Below are 16,966 nucleotides of genomic sequence, written 5' to 3'. Positions count from 1 at the left end.
ATTTCAAGGGAAGGGGAAACAAGCATGTTCAGCTTGCTGATTTTGTTGGGTTTGGTGATCGTGTTGGCGTTCTGGGCGGTGGGCATCTACAACGGCCTGGTCACGGCGCGAAATGCCTTCCGGAACGCCTTTGCCCAGATCGACGTCCAGCTGCAGCGCAGGTTCGACCTGATCCCCAACCTGGTGGAAACCGCCAAGGGTTACCTCAAGCACGAACGCGAGACCCTGGAAGCCGTCATCGCCGCGCGCGGCGCCGCGATCGCCGGCCTGTCCGCCGCCAAGGCCAGTCCGGGCGACCCGGCGGCGATGGAGCAGCTCGCCGCGACCCAGGGCCAGCTCAATGGTGCGCTGGGCCGGCTGCTCGCCGTGTCGGAGTCCTATCCGGACCTGAAAGCCAACCAGAACATGATGCAGCTCACCGAGGAGCTGACATCGACCGAGAACAAGGTCGCGTTCGCGCGCCAGGCCTACAACGACAGCGTCATGGCCTACAACAACCGGCGCGAGGTGTTTCCCTCCAGCGTGGTGGCCGGCATGTTCAATTTCGCGCCCGCCGCGTTGCTGGAGATTCCGTCGGACCAGCAGGCCCAGGTGCGTGCCGCGCCGAAGGTGCAGTTCTAGCCGCGTCGATCCGCAATCCCAATCCCGACGTGAACCGGTGGCGGCGCGCGATCGTCGCCGCTACTGCATCCGCACAGCGCGTACAGCGCGCAACGCAGACTGATCCGGTGCGTAGATGAACTTCTTCGAACACCAGGCCGCGGCGCGGCGCAATTCCTCACGGCTGGTGCTGCTGTTCGTGCTCGCCGTGGCGGGCATCGTGCTGGCGGTGGATGCCGCCGCGTGGCTGGTGTTCGCCGGCAAGGGTGCGTCCGTGGGCGAAACCGCGACGATGCTGGTGTTCACCTCGGTGCTGACGCTGGCGATCATCGGACTCGGCTCCCTCTACCGGATCGCGACGCTGCGCGGGGGCGGCGAATCGGTCGCGTTGCAGCTGGGCGGCGTCGCGGTGCCGGAGCAAAGCAACGATTTCCATCTGCGTCGTCTGCGCAACGTCGTGGAGGAAATCGCGATCGCATCCGGCGTCCCGATGCCAAGGCTGTATGTGCTGGAGCACGAGTCGGCGATCAATGCCTTCGCCGCCGGTTATTCGCCGTCGGATGCCGTCGTCGCGGTGACGCGCGGTGCACTGGAGCGTCTCAATCGCGATGAGCTCCAGGGCGTGATCGCCCACGAGTTCAGCCACATCCTCAACGGCGACATGCGCCTGAACATCCGCCTCATCGGCGTGCTGTTCGGCATCCTGATGCTGGCCATCATCGGTCGCAAGGTGCTGGAACTGGGACGCGGACGCGATCGCAACGCGGGCGCCATCTTCGCCGCGGCGCTGATCGCGATGCTGGTCGGCTACATCGGCCTGTTCTTCGGGCGAATCATCAAGGCCGGCGTGAGCCGTTCGCGGGAACGTCTCGCGGACGCATCGGCCGTGCAGTTCACGCGGCAGACCGCCGGGCTCGCCGGTGCGCTGAAGAAGATAGGGGGCATCGACGAAGGCAGCCGGCTGAGCCACCGTGGTGATGCCGAAGAGATCAGCCACATGCTGTTCGGCGACGGGATCGGACTGCGCAGCTGGTTCGCGACGCATCCGCCGTTGCTCGAACGCATCTGCGCCCTGGAACCCGGCTTCAATGGCGAGCAACTCGACCGGTTGCGCGCGAAGTGGCATTCGGCCCCGCCCGACGGCCTGGAAGAAGATGCGCACCTGGGCCTCGCCGACGTCAGGCAACCGCCGCCCCTGCCTTGCGTGACGGCCGAACAGGCGGTGACTCCCGCCGCCGTCGCGGCCCAGGTCGCCCAGCCCGGCGCGGACGATTACCGCCGCGCGGATGCGATCTCGGCGCACATCGACGACGCGTTGCGAACACTCGCCACCCGGCGCGAAGCCGTGATTCCGCTGCTGCTCGGGCTGCTGCTCGATGCGCGCGCCGACATCGCGGACAGGCAGGCGGACGAAATCGCCGCGCGCCTGGGCAAAACCATCGCACTCGAAGCCAGGCGTCTGGCTCGGCAAGCCAACGAGGCCCTGCATCCGGCGCTGCGTCTGCCGCTGGCATCGCTGGCGTTCCCGGTGCTGCGGTTGCGTCCGCGCCCGGAACTGGATGCCTTCCTCGACACCGTGAATGCCGTTGTCTATGCAGATGGCGCCGTGTCGCTGTTCGAGTATTGCCTGGCGCGCCTGCTCACCGTGCAGGTGCGCGAATCGCTCGATCCATCGCGCTACGCGCGCTTCGGGCGGCGCAGGATAGTCGAGGTGCGTGGCGAGATCGCAACGCTGTTGTCGGTCGTTGCGCAGGCGGGCAATGCCGATGCGGACGCGGCGCGCAAGGCCTACCTCGCCGGCATGCAACGCGTAATGCCCGAGCATCCGCCCTACGCGCCACCCGCCGGTGGCGTGCTCGCGCTGGACGATGTGTGGGTGCCACTGGATGCGCTCGAACCGGTGGCCAAGGAAATGCTGGTCGAAGCCATCACCGCGACCATCGGCCACGATGGCCGGATCGCCATCGCGGAAGCCGAGTTGCTGCGCACGATCTGCGCCACGCTGCATTGTCCCCTGCCGCCGATGCTGGGGAACGCCTGAAGCCTCAGACGCGACCGGAAATCAGGTCGGAGGCACGTTCCGCGATCATGATCGTCGGCGCGTTGGTGTTGCCGCCGATCAGCGTGGGCATCACCGAAGCGTCGACCACACGCAGACCCTCCACGCCGCGCACGCGCAGCTGCGGATCGACTACCGATCCCGCGTCGCTGCCCATGCGGCAGGTGCCGACCGGGTGGTACACCGTCTCCGCCTTGGCGCGGATGAATTCGACGAGTTCCGCGTCCGACAGGTCGTCGCGCGCGGGGAAGATCGGCGCGCCGCGGTAGCCATCGAACGCCTTCTGGGCGAAAAGCTCGCGCGAAAGCTTCGCGCATTCGACCATCATCTTCAGGTCGAAGCCGTCCGGATCGCTCAGGTAGTTCGCCTCGATGCGCGCCTTGTCGCCGGCGCTGCCGCTCGCGAGACGAATGCGGCCACGGCTGAGCGGGCGCAGGAAGCAGGCGTGCGCCGTGTAGCCGTCGCCCGCCAGACGGTGTCGGCCATGGTCGTCCAGCATGGCCGGCACGAAATGGAACTGGATGTCCGCGCGCTCGTCCGACGCATGACGCGAACGCACGAACGCACCGGCTTCGGCGATATTGCTGCTGCCCGCGCCGCTGTGGCCGCGCAGGTAGTAGTCGAAGGCGATCCGCGCGTCGCTCACGCGGTCGTAGGTGATTGGCTGCGTCGAATGCTGCAGCGTGCAGATGTCGAGATGGTCCTGCAGGTTCTCCCCGACCTGCGGCGCATCGACGAGGACGTCGATGCCGTGCTGTCGCAGCTGCGCGGCCGGTCCGATGCCGGACAGCATGAGCAGTTGCGGCGAATTGATCGCGCCGCCGCACAGCAGCACCTCGCGCGTAGCCACCTGGTGGAAGGCCTTTCCGCGCGCGGTATAGGTGACGCCGCTGGCGCGGTTGCGCTCGAAGGTGATGCGACTGGCGTTTGCGCCGGTGATCACGGTGAGGTTGTGGCGTTCCCGCGCCGGGTGCAGGTAGGCCACCGCGGCGGAACAGCGCGCGCCGTTCTTCTGGGTGACCTGGTAGAAGCCGAATCCCTGTTGTTCGGCACCGTTGAAGTCGTGGTTCGATGGATATCCGGCCTGTCGCCCGGCGTCGATGAACGCCTGCGACAGCGGATTGGTGTAACGCAGGTCGGAAACGTACAGGGGGCCCTGGTCGCCATGCAGCGCATCGGCGCCGCGTTCGTTGTGTTCGCTGCGCCTGAAGTAGGGCAGGACGCTGCGCCAGTCCCAGCCGGGCGCACCCTGCGCCGCCCAGTCGTCGTAGTCGCGGGGAACGCCACGGATGTAGCACATCGCATTGATCGAGCTGGAGCCGCCCAGCACCTTGCCGCGCGGCCACCACAGCGTGCGGTTGTTCAACTGCTTTTCCGGCGCGGTGGTGTAGTCCCAGTTGACGCCCTTCTTGCCGACCAGCTTGGCCAGACCGGCGGGCATGTGGATGAAGGGATGCCAGTCTTTCGGGCCTGCCTCGAGCAGCAGCACCTTGCAGTCGGGGTCCTCGGTGAGCCGGTTCGCCAGCACGCAACCGGCCGAGCCGGCGCCGATGATGATGTAGTCGTACAAACTGACGTCCCCGGCTGCGTGCCGCTCAATGACCGGGCGACGCTATGCCGGGAGGCTAGAGCAATTGCTCTCGCGTGCGGCGAGGCAGGGCCTGGCGCGAACGAACACGTGGCCTGCTAGCGGACGTGCAGGGCATCGGCTACCGTGGCGCCCAACTATTGCGGAGCGGACGCATGGGGACGATCCACGATGCCGGCGTTGCCGCGCGACGCATCCACCTGGGTGAATGGCGGGCGGTCCTGCTGTCGTTCGTCTACTTCTTCTGCGTGCTTGCCGCCTACTACATCCTGCGACCGGTCCGCGAGCAGCTGTTCGCCGCGGTCGGTGGATCGACCAATCAGACCTGGTTCTACGCCACGGTCTTCGTCGCGACGCTGGGCCTCACGCCGTTGTTCTCCGCCCTGGCGTCGCGCTATCCGCGCCGCGTCATCGTGCCGGTAGTGTACGCCTTCTTCATCGTCTGCCTGTTCGGTTTCATTCCCTTCTTCACCTACGAAGGGCTGCTGACGCCCTACGCGCTGGGTGTGGTCTTCTTCGTGTGGGTCAGCGTCTTCAACCTGTTCGTCGTGGCGGTGTTCTGGAGCTTCATGGCGGACATCTGGGACGAGGAACAGGCGCGACGCCTGTTTCCGATCATCGCCCTGGGCGGCACCGCGGGTGCGGTTTCGGGGCCGGCGCTGACGCAGATTCTCGTCGCGCGCATCGGCGTCGCGCCGCTCCTGGTGGTGTCCGCGTGCCTGCTGATGGCCGCGACTGCGTGCGCGGTCCTGCTGGGCCGATGGGCGCGCACGCACGGTGCGCGACGCTTCGAAGTCGGGCACGAGGCCGCGGTGGGCGGCAGCATGTGGGACGGCCTGAAGCAGGTGTTCGCCAATCCCTTCGTCCGCGGCATGTCGCTGCTGCTGCTGCTCGGCGACGGTATCGGCACGATCAACTACGCACTGGTGGCCGATTACGCCAAGGGACACTTCGCCGACGCAGTCGCGCGCACGCGCTTCTTCGGCGGAATGGATCTCACGACCAACACTTTGCAGGTCGTGCTGCAGCTGACCGTGACACGCTGGCTGCTGCCGCGCAGCGGCGCCGGGCTCCTCATCGCGTTGTGGGGACTGGGCGTCATGGTCGTGCTGTTGCTGGTGTATTTCGCTGCCGATCCCTACGGCGCGGTCTCCGGGATCACGCAGGCGCAGGCGGCGGCATCGATGGCCGGCGTGCACGGCGGGTCGTTCGTCATGGACCTGGTCCGCTCGATGTACGGATTCTTCCTGTTGATGCCCTGGGTCGCGCTGGCCCTGGTGGTGAGCCGCGCGTTGGCCTACGGGCTGGTGGGGCCGGCCCGCGAGAGCCTGTTCTCGATGGTGCCGCGCAGCGTGCGCTACAAGGGCAAGAATGCGGTGGATACGGCGGTATGGCGCTTCGGTGATCTCAGCGTCGCGTCGATCATGGACGGGCTGCGTGGTTTCGGCGTCGGTATCGCGGGGTTCTCGCTGCTGGCGGCGTCCTGGGGTGCGCTGGCCACTGCAGTCGGGTGGCGCCTGGCCGATATCGCGCGCCGCGAGAATTCCCTGCCGGCCCATCAGGTCGGTGCCGCGTGACGCGGACCGCGTAGGCCCGGCTTGCCCCGTCCTTTCCCGGAGAAATAACGATGCAACTGATCGCCGTCATCCTGGTCCTGCTGGTTGCGCTCCTGCACCTGTACTTCCTGGTGCTGGAGATGTTCCTGTGGACCAGGCCGCTGGGCCTGAGGGTGTTCCGCCAGTCGGCCGAAAAAGCCGAAGCATCGAAGGTGCTCGCGGCCAATCAGGGCTTGTACAACGGTTTTCTCGCGGCGGGCCTGCTCTATGGCGCGGCGACGGGATCGCGCGAGTTCGAGCTCTTCTTCCTGGGATGCGTGATCGTCGCCGGGCTTTATGGCGCCGCGACGGTGAGCCGCCGGATCTTTTTCGTGCAGGGGGCGCCTGCGTTACTGGCCCTGGGCGCCGTTCTCGCTGCGTGACCTGGGCGACAGCCACATCGTGATGCGCGCGCGGAAGACGTCATCGCCGCGCTGGTCCCGCACGGTGACCGTGACCGGCAGGTCGTAGTCGCTCGCCGTTTCGCTGATCGGAATGTCCGGCGATGCCACGGCGTGCATCGGTCCTTTCGCCTTTTTCAGGTATTCGACCGTCATGCCTTTGGGGATCCAGCGCATCGATGCGGGGAGCGACGCTTCCGTCATGACGCCGGCGCTCAACTCGGCGAGGTTGCACAGGGCGATCGCATGCACGGTCCCGATGTGGTTGTGCACGCGGCGGCGATCGCGGATGCGCACTTCGCAGTGCCCCGGTTCCAGGGCCACGAAGCGCGGCGCAATCGTCGCGAAGTAGGGCGCCCGGAAGCACACGGCCTGCGAAAACAGCCAGCGTCCTGCCGGCCAGCGGCTCAACCGGCGGTACATCGCGAGAACGGGTGCTGGCATGGCATCGGCTCCAAAAAGGACGGCGGGTCGTGCCCGCCGTCGCGTGATCGATCCCGGGCGCCGAATCAGGCTGCGGCGCGGTTGTCGTGGTGTTCCCGGCGGTAACCGGCCGAGCGCAGTTCCTCGGTGTCGAAGTCGTCGACGCTGATGGCGTCGATCGTCATCTCGCGCAGTTCTTCCAGTTGCCGGCGCTCATCGGCGGTGATCCAGCCTTCGCGGACGCCTTCGTCGAGTTGCGCGGCGAAATCCAGCGCCTCGATGTCGCTGTTCTTCAGCGCCTTGAGGAACTTGCGCTCCACCGGTTCGGCCAGCACCACCTTGGGCAGGTAGCTGTTGATGCGGCCCGCCGGATTGTTGGCGCACGGCGTTAGGAAGGTGCCGACGGCAAGCCGGTCGCGCGCTTCGTTGGGCGACATCAGCAGCGAGGCGACCTTATGGCCGAGACGATCGCTCGGCGCCTGCGCGCGGCGGCCCCACGGGAAGATCAGCATCCACAACAGATAGCTGACCGGGTGTACGGGGAAGTTGCGCAGGGCGGCGGAGAACGCGGTCTCGATCTTGTTCACCGCATCGTGGAAAGCCCACGCCAGCAAGGGCTGGTCGGACACCGGTCGGCCCTGGTCCTCGTAGCGCTTGAGCATGGCGCTGGCGATGTAGAGCTGGCTCAGCACGTCGCCCAGGCGGCCCGACAGCGATTCCTTGAACTTGAGCTTGCCGCCCAGCAGCAGCATCGAAGTGTCTGCCGCCAGCGCCAGCGCCGCGGAATAGCGGTTGAGCTTGCGGTAGTAGCGGCGCGTGTAGGTATCGCCGGGTGCCTTGCCGATGCGCGCGCCGGTGAAGCCGTACCACCAGCTGCGCACGGCGTTGGAGAACGCGAAACCGACATGGCCGAACAGGTTGCGGTCGAATTCGGTGAGGCGTTCCTGCGGATCGGCGAGCCCCGCCGCCTTCATTTCCTTCAGCACCCACGGATGGCACAGGATCGCGCCCTGGCCGAAGATCATCAGCGAGCGCGTCATGATGTTCGCGCCTTCGACCGTGATCATGATCGGCAGCGCCTGCCAGTTGCGGCCGGCGTAATTCTTCGGCCCCAGGATGATGCCCTTGCCGCCGTGGATGTCCATCACGTCGGTGGCGACTTCGCGCGCCATTTCGGTGCAGTGGTACTTCGCGATGGTCGACGGCACGGCGGGCAGTTCGCCGCGCGTGACCGCCGCCGCGGCCGCTTCGGACAGGGCGCTGATCGCATACGCCTTGCCGCCGATGCGCGCGAGCGCTTCCTCCACGCCTTCGAAGCGTCCCACCGACAGGCCGAACTGCTTGCGGATGCGCGCGTACGCGCCGGTCACCACTGCGCCGAACTTGGCGCCGCCGCTCGCGGTGGAGGGCAGGGTGATCGACCGCCCGATCGACAGGCACTCGACCAGCATCTGCCAGCCCTTGCCGGCATAGGCTTCGCCGCCAATCAGCTGGCTGAGCGGGATGAAGACTTCGCGGCCGTGGATCGGGCCGTTCTGGAACGGCGAATTGAGCGGGAAATGGCGGCGGCCGATGTCGATGCCGGGAGTCTCGCGCGGGACCAGCGCCAGGGTGATGCCGATGTCCCGCTTGTCGCCGATGAGGCCGTCCGGGTCGTACATGCGGAAGGCGAGGCCGATCAGCGTGGCGACCGGCGCCAGGGTGATATAGCGCTTGTCGAAGGTCAGCTTCACGCCGACGACGCGGGCGCCGTTCCACTCGCCCATGGTGACGATGCCGTAGTCGGGGATGGAGGTCGCATCCGAACCCGCCCAGGGACCGGTCAGCCCGAAGCAGGGCACTTCACGACCGTCGGCCAGGCGCGGCAGGTAGTAGTCCTTCTGCTCTTTGGTGCCGTAGTGCATCAGCAGTTCGGCGGGGCCGAGCGAGTTGGGCACGCCGACGGTGGAGCTGAGCACCGTCGACACGGTCGCCAGCTTCTGGATCACCTTGTGGTTGCCCAGCGCGGTGAAGCCCAGGCCGCCGTATTCCTTCGGCACGATCATGCCGAAGAACCGGTTCTTCTTGATGTAGTCCCAGATCTCCGGGGTCAGGTCGGCATTGACATGGGTGATCTGCCAGTCGTTGGTCATGCGGCAGACTTCTTCGACCGGACCGTCGAGGAAGGCCTGCTCATCGGGGCGCAGTTCCGGCTTGGGCTGGTCAAAGAGCACGTCCCAGTCCGGCTTGCCCGAGAACAGCTGGCCTTCCCAGCCGACGGTGCCGGCTTCGAGGGCGACCCGCTCGGTTTCCGACAGCGGCGGGAGGATCTTCGTGTAGAAGCCGAGCAGGGGCCGGGTGATGAAAGGCAGGCGGATCTGCGGCACCAGCAGCGGCACGGCCACCAGCGTCGCCAGGACGATGGCCACGATGGTCGCGGTGATGTTCGCGCCCAGCAGTAGGCAGGCGATGAGTGCGGTCAGCGTGATGGCGGCCCACACGACGAGGCGTAACCGGTGGTATGCGGCGACGGCGCCGACGACCAGCAGGGCGAGAAAGGGAAGGGCGATGCTCATGGAAGGCTCCGGCGCGACGCGGCGTTGACGGTCTGGCGGTCAGGTTGGTCGAGCGTTCCATCTGCCGGGCCGCTTCCGTGGCAGCCCGACAAATTCAAACAGGGACATGAAACGCTTAACATACGCTCGAGTATGGTTTCCGGGCGCGGGCGGTGTCAACCGCATTGCCACGTCGCCGGTGGAAACATGCGTACTGTCACAGTCGCCACCGTATGGTTAAACTTGCCCCCATGACGACCGCCGCTGCCAAGCCCGACCCCGCGAAGCCCGACGCCGCCAACAAGGAGCGTACAGGCCGCCTGAGTGCCGACGACTGGGCCGCCGCGGCCCTGGACCTGATCGCCGAGCAGGGCGTTTCGGCGGTGGCCGTGGAGCCGCTGGCCCGGCGCCTGGGCGTCACCAAGGGCAGCTTCTACTGGCACTTCCCCTCGCGCGAAGCACTGCTGGTGGCGGCGCTGGAACGCTGGGAGAAGATGGAGCAGGAGCTCCTGTTCGGCGAACTCGAGCCGATCAACGACCCCCGTGCGCGTCTGCGCGCGCTCTTCAATCTGGTCGCCCACGAATACAAGTCGCACGTGGTCTATTCCGAGCTGATCAAGGCCATGGACCATCCGGCCGTGCAGCCGGTGATCGGCCGCGTCTCCGAACGCCGCCTCGACTACCTCACCGCCTCGTTCCGCCAGGCAGGCCTGTCCCGTACCGATGCGCGCCACCGCGCCCAGCTGCTGTATTCCGCCTACGTGGGCTTTCTGCAGCTCAACCTGCAGCTGCACCAGACGCGGATGCAGCACGACGAATTCGAGGCCTATGTCGAGCACATGGCCGCAACCCTGATTCCCAATCCCTAGAAGGTCCGTTGATGAACAACCTGTCGCAGACTGCCCCGGCTGAAAATGCCGGTCGAAGCAAGCTTGCCGCACTCAACGAGTGGGTCGCGCAGGTCGCTGCGCTGACCCAGCCGGATGCCATCCACTGGTGCGACGGCAGCGACGCCGAGAATGCGACGCTGGTGGCGCAGATGGAGGCCGACGGCACCCTCATCCGCCTCAACGAACAGACCCATCCGCGCAGCTGGCTGCACCGCTCGCACCCGGACGACGTGGCCCGCGTGGAGCATCTGACCTTCGTGTGCACCACGGCCCAGGACGACGCCGGACCGAACAACCACTGGATGTCGCCCGCGGACGGTCACGCGAAGATGGATGAACTCTTCGCCGGCTGCATGAAGGGACGCACCATGTACGTCGTTCCTTATTGCATGGGCCCGATCGATTCGCCGTTGTCGCGTTGCGGCGTGGAGATCACCGATTCGCCGTACGTCGTCGCCAACATGCGGATCATGACGCGCATGGGCGCTCCGGCGTTGGCGCGCATCGAGCGCGAAGGCACTTTCGTGCGCGGCTTGCATTCCATCGGCGAGCTCGACCCGAACCGCCGCTTCATCATGCATTTTCCGGAAGAACTCACGATCAAGTCGTACGGTTCGGGATACGGTGGCAACGCGCTGCTCGGCAAGAAGTGCCATGCCCTGCGCATCGCCTCGCACCAGGCGAAGTCGGAAGGCTGGCTCGCCGAGCACATGCTGATCCTCGGCCTGGAGAACCCGCAGGGCGAAACCCATTACGTCGCGGCGGCATTCCCGTCGGCGTGCGGCAAGACCAACCTCGCCATGCTCATTCCGCCGGAAGGCTACCGGAAGGATGGCTGGAAGGTGTGGACGATCGGCGACGACATCTGCTGGATGCGCCCGGGTGCCGACGGCCGTCTGTATGCGATCAACCCGGAAGCGGGCTTCTTCGGCGTCGCCCCGGGCACGTCGATCAACTCCAACCCCAACGCGCTCAAGACGGTCTCGCACGACACCATCTTCACCAACGTTGCCATGACCGCGGACAACCAGCCGTGGTGGGAGGGCCTTGGCGAAGGCAAGCCGGTCATTGACTGGCGCGGAAATGACTACGATTCCAGTAACGGTCCGGCCGCGCATCCGAATTCGCGTTTCACCGTCAGCGCCAGCCAGTGCCCATCCTATTCGCCCCGGGCGGAGGATGCGCAGGGCGTGCCGATCAGTGCGATCGTGTTCGGCGGCCGCCGCGCTTCGCTGGTGCCGCTGGTGTTCGAAGCGCGCGACTGGACGCACGGCGTGCTGGTCGGCGCTGCGATGGGTTCGGAAACCACGGCTGCAGCGACCGGTGCGGTGGGCGTGATGCGCCGCGACCCGATGGCGATGAAGCCGTTCTGCGGCTACAACTTCGGCGACTACTTCGGCCATTGGCTGTCGTTCGATCGCGAAGGCGTGAAGCTGCCGAAGATCTTCCACGTCAACTGGTTCCGCAAGGGCGACGACGGCAAGTTCCTGTGGCCGGGCTTCGGCGACAACCTGCGCGTGCTGGAGTGGATGATCAAGCGCGTCAAGGGCGAAGCCGGTGCCCAGGAAACGCCGATCGGCAACCTGCCGACGACGGACGACATCAACGTCGAAGGGCTCTCGCTGAGCGAGGAGGCCAAGGCGAAGCTGTTCGGCTTCGATCGCACGGGATGGCGCGCCGAATTCGACAGCATCGGCGAATTCCTCCGCGAGTACGGCCCGCGGATGCCGCAAGCGCTGCATGACGAGCAGCAGCGCATCGCGCAGTCACTCGCGGAATAAGGGCGCGCCATGGCCGCGAACCCCGCCGCGCCTGCGGCCAGTCGGGACCTGCTGATCGATGGCCGCCCGCTGCGGGTGTTCGACGGCTTGTTGCCCAACATCGCCGAATATGTGCAGGGGCTGGCGCGGGCTCCGTTCACCCGCACCGAGATCGCGCGTCCGGAAACGGCCGAGTACAAGCACTGGGCGACGGAAATCAAACTCGAAGCCCTGGTGCGTCAGCCGATCTTCGAACTGACGCGCCAGGTCGTCGCGGGCTTCTGCACGCCGGGCATGGGGTACAGGCCGTATCGGGCGTACACCAACGTCGCGAGCTACGGCGACATGCTTTTCACCCACACCGACTGCCTTCCCGATCAGCATGACCTCACGGCGCTCTGGTACCTGTGCGAACGCTGGGACCTGGAATGGGGCGGGGAGACGATGTTCTACGACGCGCAGGACGAAGTGGCGTGTGCCGTTACTCCACGGCCGGGTCGGCTGGTGGTGTTCGACGGCGCGATCAAGCACGTCGGGCGGCCACCCAATCGCATCTGCTATGCGCCACGCTACACGTTCGCCATCAAGTTCGAACGCGCCGCCGCTCCGTGATGGACTCGATCGACCTGCATGACCCCCACTGGTTCCCGGTGGACCTGAGCGTGCGGGAAAGGCGGTATGCCTTCCTGCGCCTGGACGAGAGCGTGGTGGAAGCATCGAGCTTCCTCGATACGCGCATCGGTGCGCCTCTTTCGCATGCAGTCCCTTGTCCTGTGGAAGCGGCGGACGACTTGCCAGTGTCGCCCAGGGTGGGCTGGCTTCTGCACACGTCGTATTGCGGCTCCACCCTACTGGCACGCGTGCTCCATACCCCGCCATACAACACGTGCCTGCGCGAGCCGCTCGTGCTGCGTCGCCTTGGCGACGCCCGTCACGAGAGCCAGCAGATCGATCGCGTGACCGGCCCCACGATCGCACTCCTGTCTCGGCCCTGGCATGCGGGAGGCAGCGTCGTCATCAAGCCGACCCATGCCGCGCTGAATGCCGCCACGCAGATGATGTCCGCTGCACCGGGCAGTCGTGCACTGCTCCTGACGTCCTCGCTGGACGACTTCCTCGTCTCCAACCTGAAGAAGTCCGCGGAGTCGCAGGCGAAAATTCCGCAGCTCGCCGAACGCGCCGTACAGGCATCCCGATTCGACCTGCTGCTCCCGGCGACCGCGTTCGATCCGCCGGACATGCTTTGCGCGGCTGTGATCCAGTGGGCTGCCCAGCGCGAACTGGCCCGACAGATCGCCGCCGAGGTCGGCTCCGAGCGCTTCCGTGTCGCGGACATGTCGATGCTGCTCTCGGATCTGCAGGCCACCGCACTCGCAGCCGCGCGCTGGCTGCAACTCGACATCCCTGAAACCGAACTGCGCAGCCGCTGCATGCTGGAAGGCGGGCGCAACGCCAAGGCGACCGATGCCGCCTACAGCGCCGCCCAGCGCGCCGAAGACGCGCGCTTCCTGGAGCGGAGGTTCGGCGCCGCGATCGCCAGGGCGAAGGAGTGGGCAGAGCGGCATATTCTTCCCCACATGCATCCACAGGCAATCGATGCCGCTTCCACCTGGACAATGACATGAAGGCGACCTCCCCGGACCAGGAGATTGCGCGGCTCTGGAGCCGTGGCGAAGCCGCTTCGAGTGCGAAGCGGTGGCGCGAGGCCGCCGATGCCTACGCGGCGATCATCGCCCGCAATCCGGGGCATCTGCCGGCGTTGCTGAAATCATCGGGCGCACTGCTGCGGGTGGATTCCTATCGCGCCGCACGCGATAGCCTGCTCTCCGCGTTCAAGCTGGCGAACAACCATCCGGGTCTGGTCATGGAGCTCGGTCGCAAACTGCGCACCTTCCATGAAGCCGATCTGCTGTTGCAGCTGGTGAGGAATAGCGGATTCGTTCGGTGCGGCGATCCGCGCATGCTTACCGAAATGGCGCTCATCGTCAGTTCCGTGGGCGATCAGGAGCTGGCGCTCCAGCTGGTGACGGAAGCAGTGAATCGGGATCCGCGTGGTGCGCAACCGCGTTACCTGCGCGGCACCGTGCTGATGTTCCTCGGGCGGATGGAAGAAGCCGAGCAGGAACTTGAAGCCAGCATCCGCCTGCTGCCTACTTTCGCGCAATCGCACTGGGTGCTTTCACGGCTCCGCAAATGGACCGACCAGGAAAACCACATCGAACGCCTGACCAGGCTCATCGGACAGACGCAGGAGGCAACGGAGGCCGAAGCCTATCTGTCGTTCGCGCTGCACAACGAATTGCACGACCTGAAGCGTTACGAGGAGTCGTGGCGCATGCTGGAGCGTGGGTGCAGGGCGAAGCGGGCGATCGATCCCTACGATGAGGTGAAGGGGCGCCAGCTGTTCAGCGCGGTCAAGGCCCTGTGCACCGCGGAGTTCGTCCAGTCCACCCCGCGCCAGGACGAGTACAGCTCGATATTCATCGTGGGCATGCACCGGTCCGGCACGACCTTGCTGGAGCGCATCCTGGGCGGACACAGTCTGGTATCCGACGGCGGGGAAACCTACGCGTTTACCGCCCAGCTCAAGATCGCCAGCGATCACAAGATCCAGCATGCCCTGGACATTGAGGCAGTCCAGCACCTGCCCGGGGCCGACTTCGACGCGATTGGTCGCGGTTTCGTCGAAGGTTCACGTTGGCGCGCCAAGGGCAAGCCGTTCCTGACCGAGAAGTTGCCGCCCAATTTCGTCAATGCTGGCTTCATCGCGAAAGCGTTGCCGAGCGCGAAGATCCTGCACATGGTGCGGGATCCCGTCGACACCTGCTTCTCCAATCTGCGGACCTATTTCTCCAACGCGGCACTGTATTCGTTCGACCAGGTGTCCCTGGCCAACCACTTCGGCGAGTACCGCGACCTCATGCGCCATTGGCGCGAGGTGATGCCCTCGCGGCTCCTTGACATCTCCTACGATGGGCTCGTCACTGATACGCCCGGGACGACGCGCCGCATATTCGACTTCTGCGGGCTGCCCTTCGAGGAAGATGCGCTGCGGGTGGAACGTTCATCGGGTGCGGTATCCACCGCGAGCAGTGCGCATGTGCGCCAAGGCATCCTGACCAATCGCGGCGCCGCGTGGAAACCTTACGAGGTCTACTTGCAACCCTTGCTGGACCGATTGACCGCGCTCGGATTGATCTGACGGGCGCGCTCAGCCGGACTGAGCCGTTTCCTTCATGCCGAACCAGCAATTGAAGGCGATGGTGATGCGCGTGTCGTCGCCGTAGAACGGCAGGACTTCGTGCTGCAACCACGACGGGAACAGCACCAGCTGGCCGGGCTGGAACCGGACGCTCCAGGTGCCGTGGTGGTAGGGCGCGCGCAGGCGCAGATTGCCCGAGTCGAGGAAGTAGTTGCTGTAGTGGTGCGGGTTATGGAAGCGCAGGACGCCGGATTCCGGTCTGTCCTCGGGCGTCGTGCCAGGGTCCACGCAGTACACGCCTGACCAGGAGGCCATGGGGTGGGTGTGGAGGATCGTGAAGCCGCCGTTCCGCGTCACATGGAACCACGTGTGCGAAAAGATCTGCAGTCGGCGCATTTCTTCGGCGCTGTAGCCGTTGAGTTCCTGTATCGCGCGGCCAAGCGTCGCCCAGCAGAACTGTCGGAGCTGTTGCACGCAGCTTTCCGGCCACGAAAACAGATTGAAGTCGCTTTCGAACACCCCCGCCTGCTGTTTCAGCGAGGGACTCGGATTCGCGTAGCGTTCGCCCTCGTTCTCTCTCGCCAGCAACAACTGCTTGAGCTGCGCATTGAGCTGATCCGCATTGGGGAACCGGTCCTGGACGAAAGGCACGGCAAAGACGGGGTTGATTTCGAAAGGCATCGGCGGGCTAGCGGTGTGGTAGCGATCAAGTCTACTGCCTGCCGGCAGGCACAAAAAACTACGGCCCCTTGCGGGGCCGTAGCGGTGTAGCGGAACAACCGGTCGATCAGAACTTCTGCGTGTAGCGCATGTAGTAGAAGCGGCCGGGGACTTCGTACTGCGGGTCGAAGCTGTTGGCGAACGCCTGCACCGAACGCGGCGGGTCCTTGTCGAACACGTTGTTCAGGCCCAGGGTGATCTTCGCGTTCCACGGTGCGTTCCAGTACACGCTTGCGTCGTGGTACGTGGTGGCACCGATGTGGTTCTGAGCAGCCGGGGTCGGCACGCCGCCGTTGTCGACGAAGCGATCCGGATCCGAGCACAGGAACGAATAGCCGTAGTCGACGAACGCCTGGCAATCCTCGTCCTGGTCGTCGTAGTAGCGGATGTTCCAGGTCGCGCCCCAGTCGCCCATTTCCCAACGCGTGGCGACGTTCGAACGGATGCGCCAGCCATTGTTGTTCTGCTGGTATTCGCCGATCGCGGTCGGCGCGGCGGTGCCTTCGCTCTTCGCCAGGTACGTCGTATCCCAGGTGAAGCTGAACTTGCCCCACGCGGTTTCCGGCAGACGGTAACCGACCGTCATGTCGTAGCCTTCCACCTTCAGGTCGCCGAAGTTGGTCGGGCCCGAGGTCAGGTTCAGCGAGCCGCCCGGGTTGCGGGTGAACAGCGCGCAGAAGTCCTGGCGGCCCTCGCGGATGCAGCCATCGAGGATCGTCTGGCCGGAGGTGACCGTGATGGTGTCTTCCATCTCGATCTGCCACCAGTCCAGCGAGATGTCGAAGCCTTCCAGCCAGCTGGGGTTGTAAACGAAGCCCAGCGTCTTGGAGGTCGACAGTTCCGGACGCAGGTTCGGGTTGCCGCCGACGTTGATGCGGATCTGCGGGTTGCCCTGGTCGTAACCGCCGTTGGGCACGCCCTGCGCGATGCAGCGCTGCTGCGCGGCCGGATCCAGGTTCGGGAACGAGGCCAGGTTGCAGGGGTCGGCGATGGTCGGGAACGAGTCGCCCAGACCGGCGAACAGTTCACCGATGGACGGCGCACGGAAGCCCTCGGCCCAGTTGCCGCGGACCATCAGGTCGTCGATCGGCTTCCAGCGGAAACCGAACTTGCTGTTGAGCGTGTCGCCGAAGTTGCTGTAGTCCGAGTAGCGGGTCGCGACGCTGAAGTCGAGCAGGCGGGCGCCCGGCAGGT

At 65.8% G+C, this 16,966-nt stretch carries 14 protein-coding genes; 9 read left to right on the top strand and 5 right to left on the bottom strand.

Features of this window, described 5'->3' with window-relative positions; all coding sequences use genetic code 11:
* Positions 1–24 precede the first annotated feature (24 nt).
* Both ACFPN1_RS06820 and ACFPN1_RS06815 read left to right on the top strand, forming a co-directional pair.
* Positions 25–621, top strand: a complete 597-nt coding sequence (locus tag ACFPN1_RS06820; RefSeq protein WP_386754086.1) for a LemA family protein — start codon at positions 25–27, stop codon at positions 619–621.
* 115 nt (positions 622–736) lie between these two features.
* On the top strand, positions 737–2,641 hold the full coding sequence (locus tag ACFPN1_RS06815) for a M48 family metallopeptidase (protein ID WP_386754085.1): 1,905 nt from the start codon (positions 737–739) through the stop codon (positions 2,639–2,641).
* Between the two features lie 4 nt (positions 2,642–2,645).
* On the opposite strand, the gene ACFPN1_RS06810 is transcribed toward ACFPN1_RS06815, so the two are convergent.
* Complete coding sequence (locus tag ACFPN1_RS06810) at positions 2,646–4,229, bottom strand: GMC family oxidoreductase (RefSeq protein ID WP_386754084.1); 1,584 nt, start codon at positions 4,227–4,229, stop codon at positions 2,646–2,648.
* Positions 4,230–4,402: 173 nt separating this feature from the next.
* On the opposite strand from ACFPN1_RS06810, the gene ACFPN1_RS06805 reads away from it, so the two are divergent.
* Positions 4,403–5,824 (top strand): NTP/NDP exchange transporter, encoded by a 1,422-nt coding sequence (locus tag ACFPN1_RS06805; RefSeq protein WP_386754082.1) that lies wholly within the window; start codon positions 4,403–4,405, stop codon positions 5,822–5,824.
* A 50-nt stretch (positions 5,825–5,874) separates the two neighbouring features.
* Positions 5,875–6,225 (top strand): DUF1304 domain-containing protein, encoded by a 351-nt coding sequence (locus ACFPN1_RS06800; protein ID WP_386754081.1) that lies wholly within the window; start codon positions 5,875–5,877, stop codon positions 6,223–6,225.
* Here ACFPN1_RS06800 and ACFPN1_RS06795 read toward each other — a convergent pair.
* Together ACFPN1_RS06795 and ACFPN1_RS06790 are read right to left on the bottom strand one after the other, a co-directional pair.
* Positions 6,193–6,687: a hotdog fold domain-containing protein gene (locus ACFPN1_RS06795; protein ID WP_386754080.1), complete on the bottom strand. Its 495-nt coding sequence runs from the start codon at positions 6,685–6,687 to the stop codon at positions 6,193–6,195. The genes ACFPN1_RS06800 and ACFPN1_RS06795 overlap by 33 nt on opposite strands.
* A 65-nt stretch (positions 6,688–6,752) precedes the next feature.
* Positions 6,753–9,221: an acyl-CoA dehydrogenase gene (locus ACFPN1_RS06790; RefSeq protein ID WP_386754078.1), complete on the bottom strand. Its 2,469-nt coding sequence runs from the start codon at positions 9,219–9,221 to the stop codon at positions 6,753–6,755.
* A 230-nt stretch (positions 9,222–9,451) separates the two neighbouring features.
* On the opposite strand from ACFPN1_RS06790, the gene ACFPN1_RS06785 reads away from it, so the two are divergent.
* Genes ACFPN1_RS06785 through ACFPN1_RS06765 form a run of 5 tightly spaced genes read left to right on the top strand, consistent with a single transcriptional unit; the run spans position 9,452 to position 15,052 of the window.
* The gene (locus tag ACFPN1_RS06785; RefSeq protein ID WP_386754077.1) at positions 9,452–10,069 is read left to right on the top strand and encodes a TetR/AcrR family transcriptional regulator; all 618 of its coding nucleotides are present in this window, start codon (positions 9,452–9,454) and stop codon (positions 10,067–10,069) included.
* Positions 10,070–10,080: 11 nt separating this feature from the next.
* Positions 10,081–11,871 (top strand): phosphoenolpyruvate carboxykinase (GTP), encoded by a 1,791-nt coding sequence (locus ACFPN1_RS06780; RefSeq protein ID WP_386754076.1) that lies wholly within the window; start codon positions 10,081–10,083, stop codon positions 11,869–11,871.
* A gap of 9 nt (positions 11,872–11,880) precedes the next feature.
* Positions 11,881–12,462, top strand: a complete 582-nt coding sequence (locus ACFPN1_RS06775) for a 2OG-Fe(II) oxygenase (protein WP_386754074.1) — start codon at positions 11,881–11,883, stop codon at positions 12,460–12,462.
* Positions 12,462–13,475, top strand: a complete 1,014-nt coding sequence (locus tag ACFPN1_RS06770; RefSeq protein ID WP_386754073.1) for a hypothetical protein — start codon at positions 12,462–12,464, stop codon at positions 13,473–13,475. The genes ACFPN1_RS06775 and ACFPN1_RS06770 overlap by 1 nt, the downstream gene beginning before the upstream one ends.
* Positions 13,472–15,052: a tetratricopeptide repeat-containing sulfotransferase family protein gene (locus tag ACFPN1_RS06765; RefSeq protein WP_386754072.1), complete on the top strand. Its 1,581-nt coding sequence runs from the start codon at positions 13,472–13,474 to the stop codon at positions 15,050–15,052. The genes ACFPN1_RS06770 and ACFPN1_RS06765 overlap by 4 nt, the downstream gene beginning before the upstream one ends.
* 9 nt (positions 15,053–15,061) lie before the next feature.
* On the opposite strand, the gene ACFPN1_RS06760 is transcribed toward ACFPN1_RS06765, so the two are convergent.
* Together ACFPN1_RS06760 and ACFPN1_RS06755 are read right to left on the bottom strand one after the other, a co-directional pair.
* Complete coding sequence (locus ACFPN1_RS06760; RefSeq protein WP_386754071.1) at positions 15,062–15,733, bottom strand: putative 2OG-Fe(II) oxygenase; 672 nt, start codon at positions 15,731–15,733, stop codon at positions 15,062–15,064.
* Between the two features lie 106 nt (positions 15,734–15,839).
* Positions 15,840–16,966: TonB-dependent receptor domain-containing protein (locus ACFPN1_RS06755; RefSeq protein WP_386754069.1), on the bottom strand; the 1,127-nt coding region annotated here is incomplete at its 5' end.

Origin of the sequence: Lysobacter yangpyeongensis (assembly GCF_042655745.1) — a bacterium.
Lineage (GTDB): Bacteria > Pseudomonadota > Gammaproteobacteria > Xanthomonadales > Xanthomonadaceae > Agrilutibacter > Agrilutibacter yangpyeongensis.
This window is presented reverse-complemented; position numbering and strand designations above follow the sequence as displayed.

Coding starts and splice junctions, on each gene's coding strand:
- ACFPN1_RS06820 (WP_386754086.1), top strand. CDS start 25: ATGTTCAGCTTGCTGATTTTGTTGGGTTTGGTGATCGTGTTGGCGTTC.
- ACFPN1_RS06815 (WP_386754085.1), top strand. CDS start 737: ATGAACTTCTTCGAACACCAGGCCGCGGCGCGGCGCAATTCCTCACGG.
- ACFPN1_RS06805 (WP_386754082.1), top strand. CDS start 4,403: ATGGGGACGATCCACGATGCCGGCGTTGCCGCGCGACGCATCCACCTG.
- ACFPN1_RS06800 (WP_386754081.1), top strand. CDS start 5,875: ATGCAACTGATCGCCGTCATCCTGGTCCTGCTGGTTGCGCTCCTGCAC.
- ACFPN1_RS06795 (WP_386754080.1), bottom strand. CDS start 6,687: ATGCCAGCACCCGTTCTCGCGATGTACCGCCGGTTGAGCCGCTGGCCG.
- ACFPN1_RS06790 (WP_386754078.1), bottom strand. CDS start 9,221: ATGAGCATCGCCCTTCCCTTTCTCGCCCTGCTGGTCGTCGGCGCCGTC.
- ACFPN1_RS06785 (WP_386754077.1), top strand. CDS start 9,452: ATGACGACCGCCGCTGCCAAGCCCGACCCCGCGAAGCCCGACGCCGCC.
- ACFPN1_RS06780 (WP_386754076.1), top strand. CDS start 10,081: ATGAACAACCTGTCGCAGACTGCCCCGGCTGAAAATGCCGGTCGAAGC.
- ACFPN1_RS06775 (WP_386754074.1), top strand. CDS start 11,881: ATGGCCGCGAACCCCGCCGCGCCTGCGGCCAGTCGGGACCTGCTGATC.
- ACFPN1_RS06770 (WP_386754073.1), top strand. CDS start 12,462: ATGGACTCGATCGACCTGCATGACCCCCACTGGTTCCCGGTGGACCTG.
- ACFPN1_RS06765 (WP_386754072.1), top strand. CDS start 13,472: ATGAAGGCGACCTCCCCGGACCAGGAGATTGCGCGGCTCTGGAGCCGT.
- ACFPN1_RS06760 (WP_386754071.1), bottom strand. CDS start 15,733: ATGCCTTTCGAAATCAACCCCGTCTTTGCCGTGCCTTTCGTCCAGGAC.